The organism is Salinarimonas sp. NSM, from assembly GCF_052380005.1.
Taxonomy (GTDB): Bacteria; Pseudomonadota; Alphaproteobacteria; order Rhizobiales; family Beijerinckiaceae; genus Salinarimonas.
On record NZ_JBQTCJ010000022.1, the window covers coordinates 1 to 16,417 of the forward strand.

Annotated in this window: 12 protein-coding genes; 3 read left to right on the top strand and 9 right to left on the bottom strand. The window is 74.4% G+C overall.

Annotation, left to right across the window (positions count from 1 at the left end; translation table 11 throughout):
* The 3 genes from ACTZWW_RS10125 to ACTZWW_RS10135 form a co-directional block, all read left to right on the top strand.
* Positions 1 to 1,113, top strand: a 1,113-nt coding sequence (locus ACTZWW_RS10125; RefSeq protein WP_444780830.1) for a DinB/UmuC family translesion DNA polymerase, incomplete at its 5' end; no start/stop codon positions are given.
* Positions 1,114 to 1,272: 159 nt separating this feature from the next.
* Positions 1,273 to 4,710 carry an error-prone DNA polymerase gene (locus tag ACTZWW_RS10130; protein ID WP_444780831.1) on the top strand — a complete coding sequence of 1,146 codons (3,438 nt, stop codon included), beginning with the start codon at positions 1,273 to 1,275 and terminating at the stop codon, positions 4,708 to 4,710.
* Positions 4,711 to 4,835: 125 nt separating this feature from the next.
* Positions 4,836 to 5,624 (top strand): class II glutamine amidotransferase, encoded by a 789-nt coding sequence (locus ACTZWW_RS10135; protein WP_444780832.1) that lies wholly within the window; start codon positions 4,836 to 4,838, stop codon positions 5,622 to 5,624.
* 28 nt (positions 5,625 to 5,652) lie between these two features.
* On the opposite strand, the gene ACTZWW_RS10140 is transcribed toward ACTZWW_RS10135, so the two are convergent.
* The 9 genes from ACTZWW_RS10140 to mepA form a co-directional block, all read right to left on the bottom strand.
* Positions 5,653 to 5,814, bottom strand: coding sequence for a hypothetical protein (locus tag ACTZWW_RS10140; protein ID WP_444780833.1), 162 nt, complete (start codon positions 5,812 to 5,814; stop codon positions 5,653 to 5,655).
* 134 nt (positions 5,815 to 5,948) lie between these two features.
* Positions 5,949 to 7,640, bottom strand: coding sequence for a methyl-accepting chemotaxis protein (locus ACTZWW_RS10145; protein WP_444780834.1), 1,692 nt, complete (start codon positions 7,638 to 7,640; stop codon positions 5,949 to 5,951).
* Between the two features lie 227 nt (positions 7,641 to 7,867).
* Complete coding sequence (locus ACTZWW_RS10150) at positions 7,868 to 8,641, bottom strand: ComF family protein (protein ID WP_444780835.1); 774 nt, start codon at positions 8,639 to 8,641, stop codon at positions 7,868 to 7,870.
* 44 nt (positions 8,642 to 8,685) lie between these two features.
* Complete coding sequence (mnmG, locus tag ACTZWW_RS10155; RefSeq protein WP_444780836.1) at positions 8,686 to 10,623, bottom strand: tRNA uridine-5-carboxymethylaminomethyl(34) synthesis enzyme MnmG; 1,938 nt, start codon at positions 10,621 to 10,623, stop codon at positions 8,686 to 8,688.
* Between the two features lie 81 nt (positions 10,624 to 10,704).
* Positions 10,705 to 12,036, bottom strand: a complete 1,332-nt coding sequence (mnmE, locus tag ACTZWW_RS10160; protein WP_444780837.1) for a tRNA uridine-5-carboxymethylaminomethyl(34) synthesis GTPase MnmE — start codon at positions 12,034 to 12,036, stop codon at positions 10,705 to 10,707.
* Positions 12,033 to 12,542 (bottom strand): hypothetical protein, encoded by a 510-nt coding sequence (locus ACTZWW_RS10165; protein WP_444780838.1) that lies wholly within the window; start codon positions 12,540 to 12,542, stop codon positions 12,033 to 12,035. Before ACTZWW_RS10165 ends, mnmE begins: the two co-directional genes overlap by 4 nt.
* Positions 12,543 to 12,549: 7 nt before the next feature.
* On the bottom strand, positions 12,550 to 13,851 hold the full coding sequence (gene rlmN, locus ACTZWW_RS10170; RefSeq protein WP_444780839.1) for a 23S rRNA (adenine(2503)-C(2))-methyltransferase RlmN: 1,302 nt from the start codon (positions 13,849 to 13,851) through the stop codon (positions 12,550 to 12,552).
* A gap of 556 nt (positions 13,852 to 14,407) precedes the next feature.
* Positions 14,408 to 15,349 (bottom strand): DMT family transporter, encoded by a 942-nt coding sequence (locus ACTZWW_RS10175; protein ID WP_444780840.1) that lies wholly within the window; start codon positions 15,347 to 15,349, stop codon positions 14,408 to 14,410.
* Between the two features lie 87 nt (positions 15,350 to 15,436).
* Positions 15,437 to 16,390: a penicillin-insensitive murein endopeptidase gene (gene mepA, locus ACTZWW_RS10180; protein WP_444780841.1), complete on the bottom strand. Its 954-nt coding sequence runs from the start codon at positions 16,388 to 16,390 to the stop codon at positions 15,437 to 15,439.
* Positions 16,391 to 16,417: the final 27 nt, after the last annotated feature.

A 16,417-nucleotide genomic window follows, 5' to 3' on the forward strand; every position in this document is an offset into this window, starting at 1 on the left:
GCGCTGGCGCGGGCGGCGGACGGGGCGATCGTCGCCTCCGGCGAGGAGGCGCGCGCGCTCGCGCCGCTGCCCGTGCGTGCGCTCGGCGTCGCCGAGGAGGTGGTCGAGGGGCTCGCGCGGCTCGGGCTCTCCCGCATCGAGGACGTGGCGCTGCGCCCGCGCGCGCCCTTCGCCGCACGCTTCGGCACGGATCTCGTGAGCCGGCTCGACGCCGCGCTCGGCCGCACCCGCTCCGCCATCGGCGCGCGGCTCGAGGCGCCGCCCTACGTGGTCGAGCGGCGCTTCTTCGAGCCGATCCTCACGCCCGAGGACGTCTCGCGCACGCTGGCGCACCTCGCCGAGGAGCTCGCCGGCATGCTGGAGCGTCACGGCGAGGGGGCGCTCGCCCTCGAGCTGTCGCTGTTCCGGGTCGACGGGGCGGTGCGGCGGCTGCGGGTGGGGGCGAGCCGCCCCACCCGCGAGCCGGCGCGCATGGCGCTGCTGTTCCGGGAAAAGCTCGCCGGCGAGCGCGACGAGCTCGACATCGGCTGGGGGTTCGAGGTGGTGCGCCTGTCCGCGCTCTCGGCGCGCCGGCTCGACGAGGCCGCCCGCCGGCTCGACGGCTCGGTGGCGGGGGAGGATCTCGCCCGCCTCGTCGACGCGCTCGGCGCCCGGCTGGGGACGGAGCGCGTGCGCCGGATCGCGCCCTGCGACAGCCATTGGCCGGAGACGGCCGCGGCGCTCGTTCCGCCGGGCGCGCCGGCCCGCCCGGAGGGCGATCGCGGGGGGAAGCGCCGGGGGGACGACCATGCCGCCGGCTGGCTCGCGCCCGTCCCCGACGCCGCGCCCGACCGGCCGATCCGCCTGTTCGCCCGGCCCGAGCCGATCGAGGCGGTCGCCACCGTGCCGGACGGCCCGCCCCTGCGCTTCCGCTGGCGGCGCGTCCTGCACGAGACCGCCGCCTACGAGGGTCCCGAGCGCATCGCGCCGGCCTGGTGGGACGGGGAGGGCCTCACCCGCGACTACTTCCGCACCGAGGACAGCGCGGGACGCCGCTTCTGGATCTTTCGCGAGGGCCTCTACGGTCGCGAGACCGCCGCGCCCCGCTGGTACGTGCACGGGCTGTTCGGATGAGCGCGCGGCCGATCAGCTCCCGCCCCATCGGGGCGGGGACGGCGAGCGGGAGCGAGCGAGGGGCGGGGTTGCGTCGCGCGACGCGTGGAGTCTCGGCCGCGTCGCGTGTGCCCCGCCACCGAGACGGCCAACCCGTGAGACCGTGAGCGACGCCCCACCATGACCGGCCTCCTCCCGCTCCACATCCCCTACGCCGAGCTCGCGGTGACGACGAACTTCTCCTTCCTGGAGGGGGGCTCGCATCCCGAGGAGCTGGTCGCCCAGGCGGCGAGCCTCGGGCTGTCGGGGATCGGCATCGCCGACCGCAATTCCGTCGCCGGCGTCGTGCGCGCGCACGTGGCGCTGCGGGAATGGCGCGCGGAGAACGCGGCGGGCACGCGGGACCTGCGTCTCGCGGTCGGCGCGCGCCTCGCCTTCGCCGACGGCACGCCCGACATCCTCGCCTATCCGCGCGACCGCGCCGCCTGGGGCCGGCTGTGCCGGCTGCTCACGCTCGGCAAGAGCCGCGCGCCCAAGGGGTCGTGCGCGCTGCATCGCGACGACCTGCTGGAGCGTGCGGACGGCCTCCAGCTGATCGTGCTGCCGCGGCTCGAGCGGGCGGACGAGGACCTCCGCTTCCTGCCCGCCCTCGCGGAGGCCTCCGCCGGCACCTGGCTCGCCGCGCGGGCCGGCTGGGGCCGCGCGCCCCGCGCCACGCTGGCGCGCACCCTCGCCCTCGCCGAGAGCCAAGGCCTCCCCGCGATCGCGGTGGGGGACGTGCTCTACCACGTGCCCGAGCGGCGCCCCCTGCAGGACGTGCTCACCTGCATCCGCCACGGCACGACCCTCGACGCCGCCGGCCGCCGCCTCGCGGCCAACGCCGAGCGCCACCTCGAGCCCGCCCACGAGATGGCGCGGCTGTTCCGCGAGGCGCCGGGCGCCATCCCCGAGACGATCCGCTTCCTCGACGGCCTCGCCTTCTCGCTGGACGACCTGCGCTACGAGTACCCGGAGGAGGGCCGCGAGGGCTTTCCCGATCCCCAGGCGGCGCTCGCGCACTACGCCTGGGAGGGTGCGCGCCGACGCTTCGGCGAGGCGATCCCCGAGAAGGTCCGCGCCGCCATCCGCCACGAGCTCGCGCTCATCGCCGAGCTCGCCTACGCCCCCTACTTCCTCACGGTGCACGACATCGTGCGCTTCGCCCGCTCGCGCGGGATCCTCGCCCAGGGGCGCGGCTCGGCGGCGAACTCCACCGTGTGCTTCTGCCTGGGCATCACCGAGGTCGACCCGACCAAGCACGACCTCCTGTTCGAGCGCTTCGTCTCCAACGAGCGCAAGGAGCCGCCCGACATAGACGTCGACTTCGAGCACGAGCGGCGCGAGGAGGTGATGCAGTACGTCTACGAGCGCTACGGCCGCGAGCGCGCCGGGCTCGCGGCGAGCGTCATCACCTACCGCGCCCGCTCGGCCGTGCGCGAGGTCGGCAAGGTCTTCGGCCTGTCGGAGGACGCGGTCTCCGCGCTCTCGGGCTCGATCTGGGGCTGGTCGAAGGCCGCCGTCGAGGAGAAGGAAGTCGAGCGGCTGGGCATGGACCCGCACGAGACCCGCCTCGCCCGGGTGCTGGCGCTGGCGCAGGAGCTCTCCGGCTTCCCGCGCCACCTCTCGCAGCACACCGGCGGCTTCGTCATCACCCGCTCGCGGCTCGACGAGGTCACCCCAGTCGCCCCCGCCGCGATGGAGGACCGCACCACGGTGGAGTGGGACAAGGACGATCTCGAGGCGCTGGGCATGCTCAAGATCGACCTGCTCGCGCTCGGCATGCTCTCGTGCCTGCGCCGCGCCTTCGATCTCCTCGGGGAGCACTACGACGAGCGCCCGACGCTCGCCACGATCCCCGCCGAGGATCCGCGGGTCTACGCCATGATCCAGCGCGCCGATACGCTCGGCGTCTTCCAGATCGAGAGCCGCGCGCAGATGTCGATGCTGCCGCGCCTCAAGCCCGCCTCGTTCTACGACCTCGTGATCGAGGTGGCGATCGTGCGGCCCGGGCCGATCCAGGGCGACATGGTCCACCCGTATCTCCGCCGCCGCGAGGGCCGCGAGCGGGTGTCCTACCCCGCCCCCGCCCCGGAGCACGGCCCGAAGGACGAGCTCGAGCGGGTGCTCGGCAAGACGTTGGGCGTGCCGCTCTTCCAGGAGCAGGCGATGAAGATCGCCATCGTCGCCGCGCGCTTCACGCCGTCCGAGGCCGACCGGCTGCGCCGGGCCATGGCCACCTTCCGGCGGGTGGGCACGATCGGCACCTTCGCCCAGAAGATGGTCGAGGGCATGGTGGCGCGCGGCTACGAGCGGAGCTTCGCCGAGCATTGCTTCAAGCAGATCGAGGGCTTCGGCGAGTACGGCTTCCCGGAGAGCCACGCGGCCTCCTTCGCGCTCCTCGTCTACGCCTCGTGCTGGGTGAAGGCGCGCTATCCGGACGTGTTCGCCGCCGCCCTCCTGAACGCGCAGCCCATGGGCTTCTACGCACCGGCGCAGATCGTGCGCGACGCCCGCGAGCACGGTGTCGAGGTGCGCCCGCCCGACGTCAACGCCTCCGCCTGGGATTGCACGCTCGAGCCCGGCCCCCGCGCCGCCGAGCGGCTGCACCCCGCCCACGCCTCGATGCGCGGGGACATCCGCTCGGCCCGCGCCGTGCGGCTCGGCCTGCGCACGATCAAGGGCGCGAACGAGGCCGAGATGCGCCGCCTCGCGGCGCGGCGCGGGGCGGGCTACGATTCGGTGCGCGACCTGTGGCTGAGGACGGAGCTGCCGCCGGCGACGCTGGAGCGGCTCGCCGAGGCCGACGCCTTCGCCTCGCTGGGGCTGACGCGCCGCGACGCCCTGTGGGCGGTCAAGGCGCTGCGGCGCTCCGGCGACAAGGACGACCTGCCGCTGTTTCGCGCCGCCACCATGGCCGAGCGCGAGCCCGACGCCGCCCTGCCCCCGATGCCGCCGGGCCAGGAGGTGGTGTGCGACTACCGCTCCCTCACACTATCGCTGAAGGCTCACCCGATCTCCTTCCTGCGCGCGGAGCTGGCCCGGCGCGGCGCGACGCGCCACGCCGACCTCGCCGGCGCCCGCGACGGGGCGCGGGTCGCGGTATCGGGCCTCGTCCTCATCCGCCAGCGGCCGGGCTCGGCCAAGGGGGTCATCTTCATGACGCTCGAGGACGAGACCGGCATCGCCAACCTGATCGTCTGGCCCAAGACCTTCGAGGCCTTCCGGCCCGTCGTCGTCGGGGCGCGGCTGGTAGGCGTGCGCGGGCGGCTGCAGCGGGCGAACGGCGTCGTCCACGTCGTCGCCGACCGGCTGGAGGACTGGTCGGGCCTCCTCGCCCGGCTCGGCGCGCAGGCGCTGCCCGAGGCCCTCGCCCGCGCCGACGAGGTCAAGGGAGGCTCCGCTCCCGATCCGCGGGAGAAGGAGACGAAGCGCGAGCGCGAGGCCCGCTTCCGGGCGCTGGTCCGCGAGGAGCCGGCGCTCGCGCGCGACGTCGACCGCCACGAGGCCGAGCGCGCCGTGCGCAGCCGAGGGCGTGGCGCCGTCGCCGCGGTCATGCCCAAGGGGCGGAACTTCCGGTGAGGCGCGCCCATCTCCCGTCCCGCCATGCTGACGCCGCGTTCACGACCTCCTAACGTGGGGCGCGTCATCATCCGCACGACGCCGATCCGACGCGATTCGGCGCCCTCTCGGGAGTCCCACCGGCCATGTGCCGCTTCCTCGCCTACCGGGGCGAACCGGTCTTCGTCTCCGATCTCGTCTGCGCGCCCAAGCATTCGCTCGTGCACCAGTCCCTGCACGCCGAGGAGGCCAAGACCGAGACCAACGGCGACGGCTTCGGCATCGGCTGGTACGCGGAACGGCCCGAGCCCGGCCTCTACCGCGAGATCCGCCCGGCCTGGTCCGACGAGAACCTGGCGAGCCTCTCCGAGCAGGTGCGCTCGCGCCTGTTCTTCGCCCACGTGCGCGCCTCCACCGGCACGGCGACGACGCGGGCAAACTGCCATCCGTTCAAGCAGGGCAGGCACCTGTTCATGCACAACGGGCAGATCGGCGGCTACGCCCGCATCCGCCGCAGGCTCGACGCGCTCATCCCCGACACCCTCTTCGACGCGCGCCAGGGCAACACCGACTCGGAGGCGATCTTCCTGATGGCGCTGGCGAACGGCCTCGCCGAGGACCCGATCGGCGCGATGGCCCGCACGCTCGCCACCGTGCGGGCGATGGTGCGGGCGGCCGAGATCGACGAGCCGGTGCGCTTCACGGCGGCCTTCACCGACGGGGAGAGCCTCGTCGCCTATCGCTGGGCCTGCGACGACCGCCCGCCCTCGCTCTACTGGCGCGAGAGCGCGACCGGGCTCCTCGTCGTCTCCGAGCCGATCGACGCCGAGCGCGAGGGCTGGCGCGAGATGCCCCGGGGCTGCACGCTGCTGGCCCGGCCCGGCCGCCCGGTCGAGATCGCCTGCCTCAACGCCGCCATGGCCCGGGCCGCCTGACGCGGCCCGCCCGCTCTCGGATGCGCACTCAGACCATCGCGAGGGCAAGCATCGCCACCCCGCCGACGAGACCGGCGCAGGCGAGCGCGGAGGCGACGAGCGAGGCCCGCGCGCTCGCGCGGTAGCCGAACGCCGCGTCCGCACCCCGCCGCACGCCCGCGGCCGCCGTCCCACCCGTGTCCCGTACCATGATGGCCCCTCGTCCGGCACCCGCGGCCTCCCTGGCCGGCGGGCTCGATCACGGGAACGAGAAGGCACCGGACGCGCTGAACGACCGGTAAAGCCGATCCGTCGCATTCGATCTATCGTGAACGCTCGGTTAGCTCACGCCGCGCGGACCGAGGCGAGGAACGCCGTCACCTGCGCGCGCAGCTCGCCCGCCTGCCGGTCGATGTCCTCGGCCGAGGCGCGGATCTGGTCCGCCGCGGCGCCCGTCGTCGCGGCCGCCTGGCGCACGCCGGAGATGTTGGCGGAGACCTCGTTCGTGCCCGACGACGCCTCGGCCACGTTGCGGGCGATCTCCTGGGTCGCGACGTTCTGCTCCTCGACGGCGGCGGCGATGCCGGACGCGTAGGTGTCGAGCTTGCGGATCACCGCCGCGATGTCGCCGATCGCGGAGGCCGTCTCGCCGGTCACGCCCTGGATGTCGCGGATCTGCTCGGCGATCTCCTCCGTGGCCTTGCCGGTCTGCGCGGCGAGCGACTTCACCTCGGCGGCGACCACGGCGAAGCCCTTGCCGGACTCGCCCGCACGGGCCGCCTCGATGGTCGCGTTGAGCGCCAGCAGGTTCGTCTGCTCGGCGATCTGCTGGATCAGCCCCACGATGTCGCCGATGCGCTGGGCGGCGTCGGTGAGCCGGCCCACCTTCTCCACCGTCGCCCCCGCCTGGTCGGCCGCGCCGCCGGCGAGCGTCGCCGTCTCGCCGACCTGCCGGCCGACCTCCTGCACTGTCGCGGCGAGCTCGGTGGAGGAGGCGGCGACGTTCTCGACGTTCGAGGCCGCCTGCTCGGAGGCGGCGGCGACGGCGGTCGCCTGGTTCGTCGTCTCCTCGGCGGTGGCCGACATCGAGCGCGCGCTCTCGGACAGCTCGCTGGAGGAGCGATCGAGGGCGGCGGTCACCGTCTCGGCGCTCCTCTCGAAGCGCGCGATCGCCGCCTCCATCGCCGCCTGGCGCCGCTCGCGCAGGGCCTGCGCCTCGGCCGCCTCGGCACGCAGCCGCTCGGCCTCCACGCCGTTCTCCTTGAAGACCGCGACCGCCTGCGCCATCTCGCCGATCTCGTCGCCGCGCCCCTGCGCGGGGATCGCGACGCTCCAATCGCTGCGGGCGAGGCGGCTCATGGCCCCGGTCATCTGCCGGATCGGAACGGATACGCTGCGCGTGAGCCAGAGAACGACGCCGACGGCGGCGGCGAGCGCCGCGACGAGCGCGGCCGCCATGGTCCAGGTCGCGCGCGCATGGGCGGCGCGCGAGTTCTCCATGCGCTGGCGCGCACGCTCGACGGTGTATTCCATGAAGGCGTTGACGCTCTCGCGCGCCGCGCGGAAGCTCTCGACCGCCGACGTGCGGGCGACGCGCTCCGCCTCCTCGAGCGCGCCCGCGTCGACGGCGGCGAGGACTCCGCTCTCGAGCGTCGCGAGGTAGTCCGCCGACGCCTCCTCGAGCGTGCGCAGGTAGCCGGCCTCCTCGGCCGAGAGCCGGGTGGCGCGCAGCGTGCCGGTGCGCACGGCCAGGCGATCCGCCTGCTCGCCGATCTCGGCGCGCAGCTGCGTGCGGGTCTCCGGACGGTCGGCGAGCACGTATTCGAGGCTGTCGCCGCGCACCCGGTAGAGCGACGACTTCACGTCGTCCAGCGCCTCGATGGCGAGGAGCTCCTGCGTGTACATGTCCTCGAGGCGGCGGTTGCTCTCCCCGAGCGCCCAGAAGGCGATCGCACCGACGATCCCGCCTCCGGCCACGATGGCCGACACGCCGAGCATGACCTTGTGCGCGATCCGAAGGTTGAGAAGGCTGACCATCGTCGTCTCCCGTGATTTTCCAGCGGACGCATGGTCCGAGCGTGGCGGGGACGCTAGTCGTCGCAACTTACCTGTTCGTTATTTCTATCTAGTAACAAATGATAATCCTGAATAGTCGCAAGCCGAATCCCGTGAAGACCAAGGCGTCATCGGGATCTTGCGCGAGTGCCGACGCGCATGCGCTTTGCTGCAAGGAGCCTAATTCCCGGCTTCCGGCCCCGCGCGCCTCACGCCTCCGCGACCACCCGCGCGAAGGCGAGCACGTCGACGCGCGCGGCGCGGGCGCGGCGCAGCGCGCGGGCCGCAGCCTCGGCGGTGGAGCCGGTGGTCAGAACGTCGTCGACGAGCACCACGTGCAGCCCCGCGACGCGCGGGCGGAGCGGCTTCGGGACCACGAGCGCACCGGCGAGATTGCGCGTGCGTTGCGGGCGGGTGAGGCCGACCTGGGTGCGCGTCGCCTTCACCCGGCGCAGGACGAGCGGGTCCGTCGGCACGCCGCTCGCGCGCGAGAGCGCCTGCGCGAGCGCCGCCGCCTGGTTGAAGCGCCGCCGCCAGAGCCGGCCGGGGTGCAGCGGCACCGGCACCAGGAGATCGGCGTCGGCGAGGAGCTCGCGCCCGGCCCGCAGCATCATGCGCGCCAGCGTCGGCGCGACGTCGAGCCGGTCGCCGTACTTGAGCTTGTGCACGAGCGTGCGCGCCCCGCCTTCGTAGGCGACGGCCGCCCGGGCGCGGGCGAAGGGCGGCGGTGCGGCGATCGCAGCCGGCGAGAGCGCGCCCGCGCCCATGTCCACGGGAAACGGCGTGCCGAGCCGCTCGCACCAGGGCCGCTCGAGGAACGTCAGCCCCCGCCAGCAGGCGGCGCACAGGCCGGGCGCCTCCGCCAGCGCGCCGCCGCAGGACGGGCAGGCCGGGGGGTAGACCACGTCCGCGAGCCGCGCGAGCACGCCCCGCCGCGCCGGCGGGACGAAGCGCGACCGGGGCGGGTGCGTGGGAGCGTCCATCGGCCCAGGATAGCCGGAAGCGGCCATTGCGGGAAGGCGGCGCGTCAGCCGTCCGCGCCGGTCCGCTCCCCCGCTCGCTCCCCCGCTCGCTCCCCGTTGCGTCCGCGCTTGCGGGCGTGCGCGGCGAGCAGCGTGATGGCGGCGGGCGTCATGCCCTCGATGCGCGCCGCCTGGCCCAGCGTGCGCGGGCGCACGCGGTCGAGCTTCGTGCGGATCTCGTTGGAGAGCCCCGGCAGGGCGGAGAAGTCGATGCCGTCGGCGAGAACCACGCTCTCGTCGCGCCGGTGCGCGGCGATGTCCGCCGCCTGCCGGTCGAGGTAGACGGCGTAGGTCGCGTCGGTCTCCAGCCGCTCTCGCAGCGCCGGTGCGATCGTGCCGAGGTCCGGCCAGGCGCGCACGAGGTCGTCGAAGGAGACGTGCGGGTACGACAGCAGCTGGAAGGCCGAACGGCGGATGCCGTCCTGGTTGACGGCGAGGCCGACGCCGGCCGCGTCCGTCGGCGTGAGCATGCGCGCCTCGAGCAGCGCGCGAGCGGCCGCGAGCCGGTCGCGGCCCTCGCCGAACACCCGCGACCGCTCGGACCCGACGCAGCCGGCGGCGAGCCCGACCGGGGTGAGCCGCTCGTCGGCGTTGTCGACGCGCAGGCTCAGCCGGTACTCGGAGCGCGAGGTGAACATGCGGTAGGGCTCGCTCACCCCGCGGGTGACGAGGTCGTCGATCAGCACGCCGAGATAGGACTGCGCCCGGTCGAAGACGACGCCCTCGCCGCCGCTCGCCCGCAGCGCGGCGTTGATGCCCGCCGCGATCCCCTGCGCGCCGGCCTCCTCGTAGCCGGTCGTGCCGTTGATCTGTCCGGCGAGGAAGAGGCCCGCGACGCGCTTCGTCTCCAGCGTCGGCGAAAGGCTGCGCGGATCGACGTAGTCGTACTCGATGGCGTAGCCCGGCCGCAGGATCGTCGCCCGCTCGCAGCCGGGGATGGCCGCGACCACGCCGGCCTGCACGTCCTCCGGCAGCGAGGTCGATATGCCGTTGGGGTAGACGGTCGGGTCGTCGAGCCCCTCCGGCTCCAGGAAGACCTGATGCCCCTCGCGGTCGCCGAAGCGCACGACCTTGTCCTCGATCGAGGGGCAGTAGCGCGGGCCGGTGGAGGCGATGTCGCCGGAATACATAGGGGCGCGGTGCAGGTTGGCGCGGATGAGGTCGTGCGCGGCAGGCGTGGTCCGGGTGATGCCGCAGGCGACCTGCGGCGTCCCGATCCGCGTCGTCAGCGCCGAGAACGGCACGGGATCGTCGTCGGCTTCCTGCACGGCGACGCTCGCCCAGTCGATGGTGCGCCCGTCGAGCCGCGGAGGCGTGCCGGTCTTCAGCCGCCCGAGCGGGAAGCCGTGGCGTTCGAGCGTCGCCGAGAGGCCGAGCGAGGGCGCCTCGCCGGCACGGCCCGCGGGGATCTTGCGCTCGCCGATGTGGATGAGCCCGCACAGGAAGGTGCCGGTGGTGATCACCACCGCGCCGGCGTTCAGGCGCCGGCCGTCGGCGAGCACGAGCGCGGCCACGCGGCCGTCCACGATCGCGATGTCGTGCGCCTCGCCCTCGACGATCGCGAGGTTCGGCTGCGCGGCGAGCGCGGCCTGCATGTGCCGCGCGTAGAGCCTGCGGTCGGCCTGGGTGCGCGGCCCGCGCACGGCGGGGCCCTTGCGGCGGTTGAGCAGGCGGAACTGGATGCCGGCCGCATCCGCGACGCGTCCCATCAGCCCGTCGAGCGCATCGATCTCCCGCACGAGATGGCCCTTGCCCAGCCCGCCGATGGCGGGGTTGCAGGACATCGCGCCGATGGTGGCGGCCTTGTGCGTCACGAGCGCCGTCTTCGCGCCCATACGCGCCGCCGCCGCCGCCGCCTCCGCGCCGGCATGGCCGCCGCCGACCACGACGACGTCGAAGGAGAGGATCTCGGCGTGCGGCGGGGGGCCGTCCGGCGGGGTCATGGCGGCTGGTCTCGGCTCGAGTGGACCGCCGGGATATACAGCCTGTGTCCGCTCGCATCCAGGGCGCCCGATGCCGCCCCTTCACTTCCCGATGCAGAACGCCCCGAACAGCGCGTCGAGCACGTCCTCCACGTCCACCCGTCCCGCGATCGCTCCCACCGAGCGGGCGGCGAGGCGGACGTCCTCGGCGGCGAGCTCGGTGTCCCCGGCGGCGAGCGCGCCGGCCGCGCGGAGAAGCGCCTCGTGGGCGACCTCGAGGGCGATCCGGTGGCGGGCGCGGGTGACGACGGCGTCGCCGCCGTCGCCGATCGCGGCGCGGGCGCGCGCCTCGATCGCCGCGAGGAGGTCGGCGATGCCGCGCCCCGTCGCCGCCGACAGGGCGAGCGCGCCGGAGGGCGTCGCGTCGGCGAGATCCACCTTGGCGGCGACGTGCAGGACCGGCGTCGCTCCGCCCGCGTCCGGCGGGGCCGGCGCGTCGACCGGGTCGAGCCAAACGACGAGGTCTGCGCCCGCGATCCGCGCGCGGGTGCGCGCCACGCCCGCGGCCTCGATCGCGTCCTGCGTCTCGCGCAGCCCTGCGGTGTCGATCAGCGTCACGGGCAGGCCGCCGAGGTCGAGGGCGACCTCGATCGCGTCGCGGGTCGTGCCGGGCACCGCCGAGACGATGGCGACGTCGCGCCGCGCGAGCGCGTTCATCAGGGTGGACTTGCCGGCGTTGGGCGGGCCGGCCAGGACGACGACGAAGCCCTCGCGCAGCCGCTCCCCGCGCCCGGCATCCGCCAGCGCCGCGCCGATCTCCGCGGCGAGCGCGGCGATGCGCTCCGCCGCCTGCGCCTCCACCGAGGTGGCGACGTCGCCCTCGTCGGAGAAGTCGAGGGCGGCCTCGATCAGCGCCTGCGTCTCCACGAGCCGCCCGCGCCAGGCCTCGGCCAGGGCGCCGAGCCCGCCTTCGAGCTGCCGGAGCGCCTGGCGGCGCTGCGCCTGCGTCTGCGCCTCGATCAGGTCGGCGAGGCCCTCGACCGCGGTGAGGTCCATGCGCCCGCCGAGAAAGGCGCGGCGGGTGAACTCGCCGGGCTCCGCCGCGCGGCAGCCGGGCAGGCGCGACAGCGCCTCGAGCACGCCCGTGCGCGTGGCGAGCCCGCCGTGAATGTGGAGCTCCGCCTGGTCCTCCCCCGTGAAGGAATGCGGCGCCGGGAAGAAGACGACGAGCGCCCGGTCGAGAGCCTCCCCGCTCTGCGGATCGCGCAGGGTGCGCAGGGCGAGGCGCCGCGGCGCCGGCGTGCCGCCGGCGAGCGCGTCGAGCACGCGGCGCGTGCCGGGGCCGCTCAGGCGCACGACGCAGATCGCCGCGCGGCCGAAGCCCGAGGCGGGGGCGAAGATCGTATCGGTCTCGGCCGGCGCGTCCCGCGTCACGGTGCGCCCCGCCGCTCGGCGTCCGTCGGCTCCCCGCGCCCCGCCGACCGCCCCGCGACCGCCCAGTAGACGAGCCCCGCGACGGCGCCGGTGACGAACAGGATCGCGGTCAGCCGCCCTTCCGCCGGCAGCGCCGCCGCCTCCCCGGCGCCCCCGCGGGCGATCCACGGCACCGCCGCCGTCAGCGCCGCGGCGAGCCCGCCGTAGAGGACGAGGGAGCGCGCGCCGGCGATCTCGCCCACGGCCGAGACCAGCGTCACCGGCGCGACGACGAGCACCGTCGCGAGCATCCAGAAGCCGAGGAACAGCGTCTCGACCACGGGCGCGGGATCGCCGCCGGCGGCGGCGATCCGGAAGACGGCGGCGAAGGCGGACAGCCCGATGCGCGCGATGGTCTCGCGCGCGAGGGGATCGTTCAGGACGCCGACCGCCAGCGCCACCGCACCCGCGGGGATGGCGAGCACGAGCCCGACGAGCCAGAAGGCGAGGCGCGAGAGCGCGTGCACGGAGACCTCAATCCCCGGCCTCGGCGGCCGCCGCGGCGTAGACGCCCTCCGCGCCGATGCCGCTCTCCAGCATCATGCGGGCGCGGGCGCGCAGCTTCTCGGTCTCGCTCTTGAGCTGCCCGCAGGCGGCGAGGATGTCGCGCCCGCGCGGCGTGCGCACCGGCGAGGCGTAGCCCGCGCGGTAGACGATCTCCGAGAAGCGCTCGATCCGCTCCCAGGACGAGCACTCGTACTTGGAGCCGGGCCAGGGGTTGAACGGGATCAGGTTGATCTTGGCCGGGATGCCCTGGAGCAGCTTCACCAGCGCCCGCGCGTCGGCGTCCGAATCGTTGACGCCGTCGAGCATCACGTACTCGAAGGTGATGCGCCGCGCGTTGGAGAGGCCCGGGTAGTCCCGGCAGGCCTGCATCAGCGCGGCGATCGGGTACTTCTTGTTGATCGGCACCAGGGTGTTGCGCAGATCGTCGCGCACGGCGTGGAGCGAGATGGCGAGCGCGCTGTGCGCCTCCTCGCCCAGCCGGCCGATCTGCGGCACCACGCCCGAGGTCGAGACCGTGATGCGCCGCCGCGAGAGGCCGAGCCCCTCGTTGTCCGCGAGCACGCCGATCGCCGCGACGACGTTGTCCGTGTTGTAGAGCGGCTCGCCCATGCCCATGAAGACGATGTTGGTGACGAACCGCCCGCCGTCGGACGGCACGAAGGCGCCCTCCGGGGGGCTCGCGTCGGGCCAGTCGCCCAGGCGGTCGCGCGCGACCACGAGCTGGGCGACGATCTCGGCGGAGGTGAGGTTGCGCACGAGCTTCTGCGTGCCCGTGTGGCAGAACGAGCAGGTCAGCGTGCAGCCGACCTGACTCGACACGCAGAGGGTCCCGCGGTCGCTCTCGGGGATGTAGACGCACTCGATCTCGGCGCCCTTGTCGTACGGGCCGGTCGAGGGCATCCGCACGAGCCACTTGCGGGTCCCGTCCTTGGAAACCTGCTCGGAGACGACCTCCGGGCGCGCCAGCGTGTAGTGCTCGGCCAAGAGCGCGCGCAGGTGCTTGGAGACGTTCGTCATCGCGGCGAAGTCGCGCGCGCCGCGGAAGTAGATCCAGTGCCAGATCTGCGCCACGCGCATCTTCGCCTCGCGCTCGGGCACGCCGGCCTCGAGCAGGCGCGCCTTCAGCTCCTCGCGGGTGAGCCCGACGAGGGAGGGCTGGCCTGCCTGGGCTCCCGGCGCGAGCTCGAGCTCGGCCGCCTTCTCGATGGCGACCTCGTCGAGGGCGGGCGCGTTCGGGTTCCGGCGCGCGATGTCGAGCGCGTGGGGCATGGATGGTTCCGACCTTCGTGTCTCGTGATCCGGCTCATATAGGGGAAAAACGCGGCGAGCGTGAGTCCCCCGCGGATCCGGCGAATGCAGCTCACGCCACGGCGGGAGATCGAGCGCCGCGCGCGTGCGGGTCCGTCGACTGTTGACGCCGCAGCTGGGCGCGCGCATATTGCGGGTGCCTTCGAAAAGCGTTCATGCTCCTTTCGACAAGAGCGAGCAGGAAGCTGTCACCTTCCGCGACTCGCGAAGAAGAGACGCCGAGCTCCCCCCGGGGCTCGGCGTCTCCGCGTGCGGCTCCTTACCGCGCGGTCGCGATCAGGAGCGTCGCCATGATCTGAACGATCATTAGCATCAGCACTGCGCCTTCATAAGCGTCCATTCGCCCTCCTTTCCGCCCGCCGGCTGAGATTGGCCGCGCGCTGTCACAGCACGGCCGCCGCCTCGCCGGGCGTGGCCGCGGAAACTCCGGGGCGTTCCGCGGCCCGCACAGCCCGGGAAGGCTGCAGGCCGTTCGTTATCGGCCAGTACACGCAAGAGAGCAATGTACGTCGGATGACTATCTCCTTTGCGCGCGAAGCCCCGCGACCGCCCGCGGCAGGCGTCCGTCGATCGCGGCGAGGCCGAGGCCGATCAGGGCCATGCCGACGAGGTGCTTGGGCGCCAGCGTCTCGCCGAGCACGAGGACGCCGAGCAGGATCGCGCTCACCGGAACCAGGAAGGTGACGAGGAGCAGGTTCGTCGCGCCCGCGGTGGCGAGCAGGCGGAAGTACAGGATGTAGGCGAAGGCGGTCGAGACGAGCGCCACGCCCGCCAGCGACGCGACCGTCGCGAGGCTCGGCGCCGGCAGGGCCAAGGGCCGGTCCACGAGGAGCGCGAGCGGCACGAGCACGAGGGCGGAGGCCGCGAGCATGCCCGCCGCCGTCGTCATCGGCGCCACGCCGAGACGCGCGAAGCGCCGGCCGTAGACGCCCGACACGGCATAGGAGACCGCCGCCGCGAGGCAGGCGAGCTGCGCCGCGACGCTCTCGCCGAGCCCGGAGAGCGCGGCGGGGCCGATCATCGCGACGACGCCGAGGAAGCCGACGGCGACGCCCGCGACGCGGAGCGGCGTCATCCGCTCGTCGCGGGTGAAGCGGTGCGCCACGAGCACCCCGAACAGCGGCGTCGTGGCGTTGAGGATCGCCGCGAGCCCCGACGCGATGTGGGTCTGCCCCCAGACGATGAGGGTGAACGGTATCGCATTGTTCAGGACGCCCATCACCAGGAACGCCACGAGCACCGTGCCGCCGACGGGCAAGCGCTGCCCGCGCGCGGCGAGCACGATCTGCAACGCGAGCGCCGCGACCGCGACGCGCACGGCGACGACGGTGAGCGGCGGCAGCTCCGCCACGGCCACGGCGTTGAAGAAGAACGACCCGCCCCAGACGAGCGCGAGCAGCACGAGCATCGCCCATTGGCGGGCGGACATCACGGCGGCGGGTGCGGAGTCTGCGGGCATGGCGGCCTCTGGTGCGGGGAGCGCGGACGCCGGGTGTAGAGCGCCGCCGAGCCGGCGGCGACCCGTTTTCGTCGTTCGCGCCGCGCCCTATTCCGCGACCAGCACCCGCCGGCACGCGTCGGGGAGATCCGCCAGGGTCTTCTCGCGCCGCGCGCCGCCGCCGCCAGGCCGCGGGTTCAGCACCTCGTCCGAGAACCACCAGTCGAGGGAGGCGTCGCATCCGTCGCCGGGCGGGACCGTGGCCTGGGGCTCGCAGCCGCTCTCGCCGGCCGGGCACGAGATGCGGATATGCATGTGGTAGTCGTGCCCCCACATCGGCCGGACCTTGCCGAGCCAGGAGCGGTCGCCGGTCGTCTCGCGGCACAGGGCCTTCTTGATCGCGGCGTTGACGAACAGCCGCTCGACCCGCGGCTCGCGCGCGGCGAGGGCGATCAGGCGGGCGTGGGCCGGCGTCCAGACCGCGGGATCGACGTCGCGGCGGTCGGCGCGCACGACGGAGGTCGCCATCATCGACTCGCGCTGCGCGCGGTCGACGCCGGCTTCCGGCATCGGCGTGAGCCAGACGTCGGCGTCGAGCCCGTTCTGATGCGAGGCGTGCCCCCAGATCATCGGCCCGCCGCGGGGCTGGGCGAGGTCGCCGACGAGGAGCCCGGGCCAGCCCACGGCCTCGGGCGTCGCCTTTGCGAGGCGCTCGAGCAGCGCGACGAGGTCGGGATGACCCCAGTTGCGGTTGCGCGAGACGCGCATCACCCGCCAGCCCGGCCCGTCGACGGGCAGCGCCACGGCGCCGGCGAGGCAGCCGGCGGCGTAGGACCCGAGCGCGCGCGCCGCGAGCGGGGCGGGCTCGGCGGCGCGGCCGAACAGCTCCTTGGCGGGGAGCGACGGGTCGCCCGGGTTCGCGAGCGCGGGCAGCGGCCGCGGGTCGAGCGTGCCCGGCGTCTGGGCGGAGGCGGGAGCGGGGGCGGCGGCGGGCGCCAGCGCCAGCGCCAGCGCAGCGGCGAGGAGAAGGGTGCGGACGTATCTCGTGCGGACGTGTCTCATGCCGCGAGGATCGGGCCGCATGGTTGA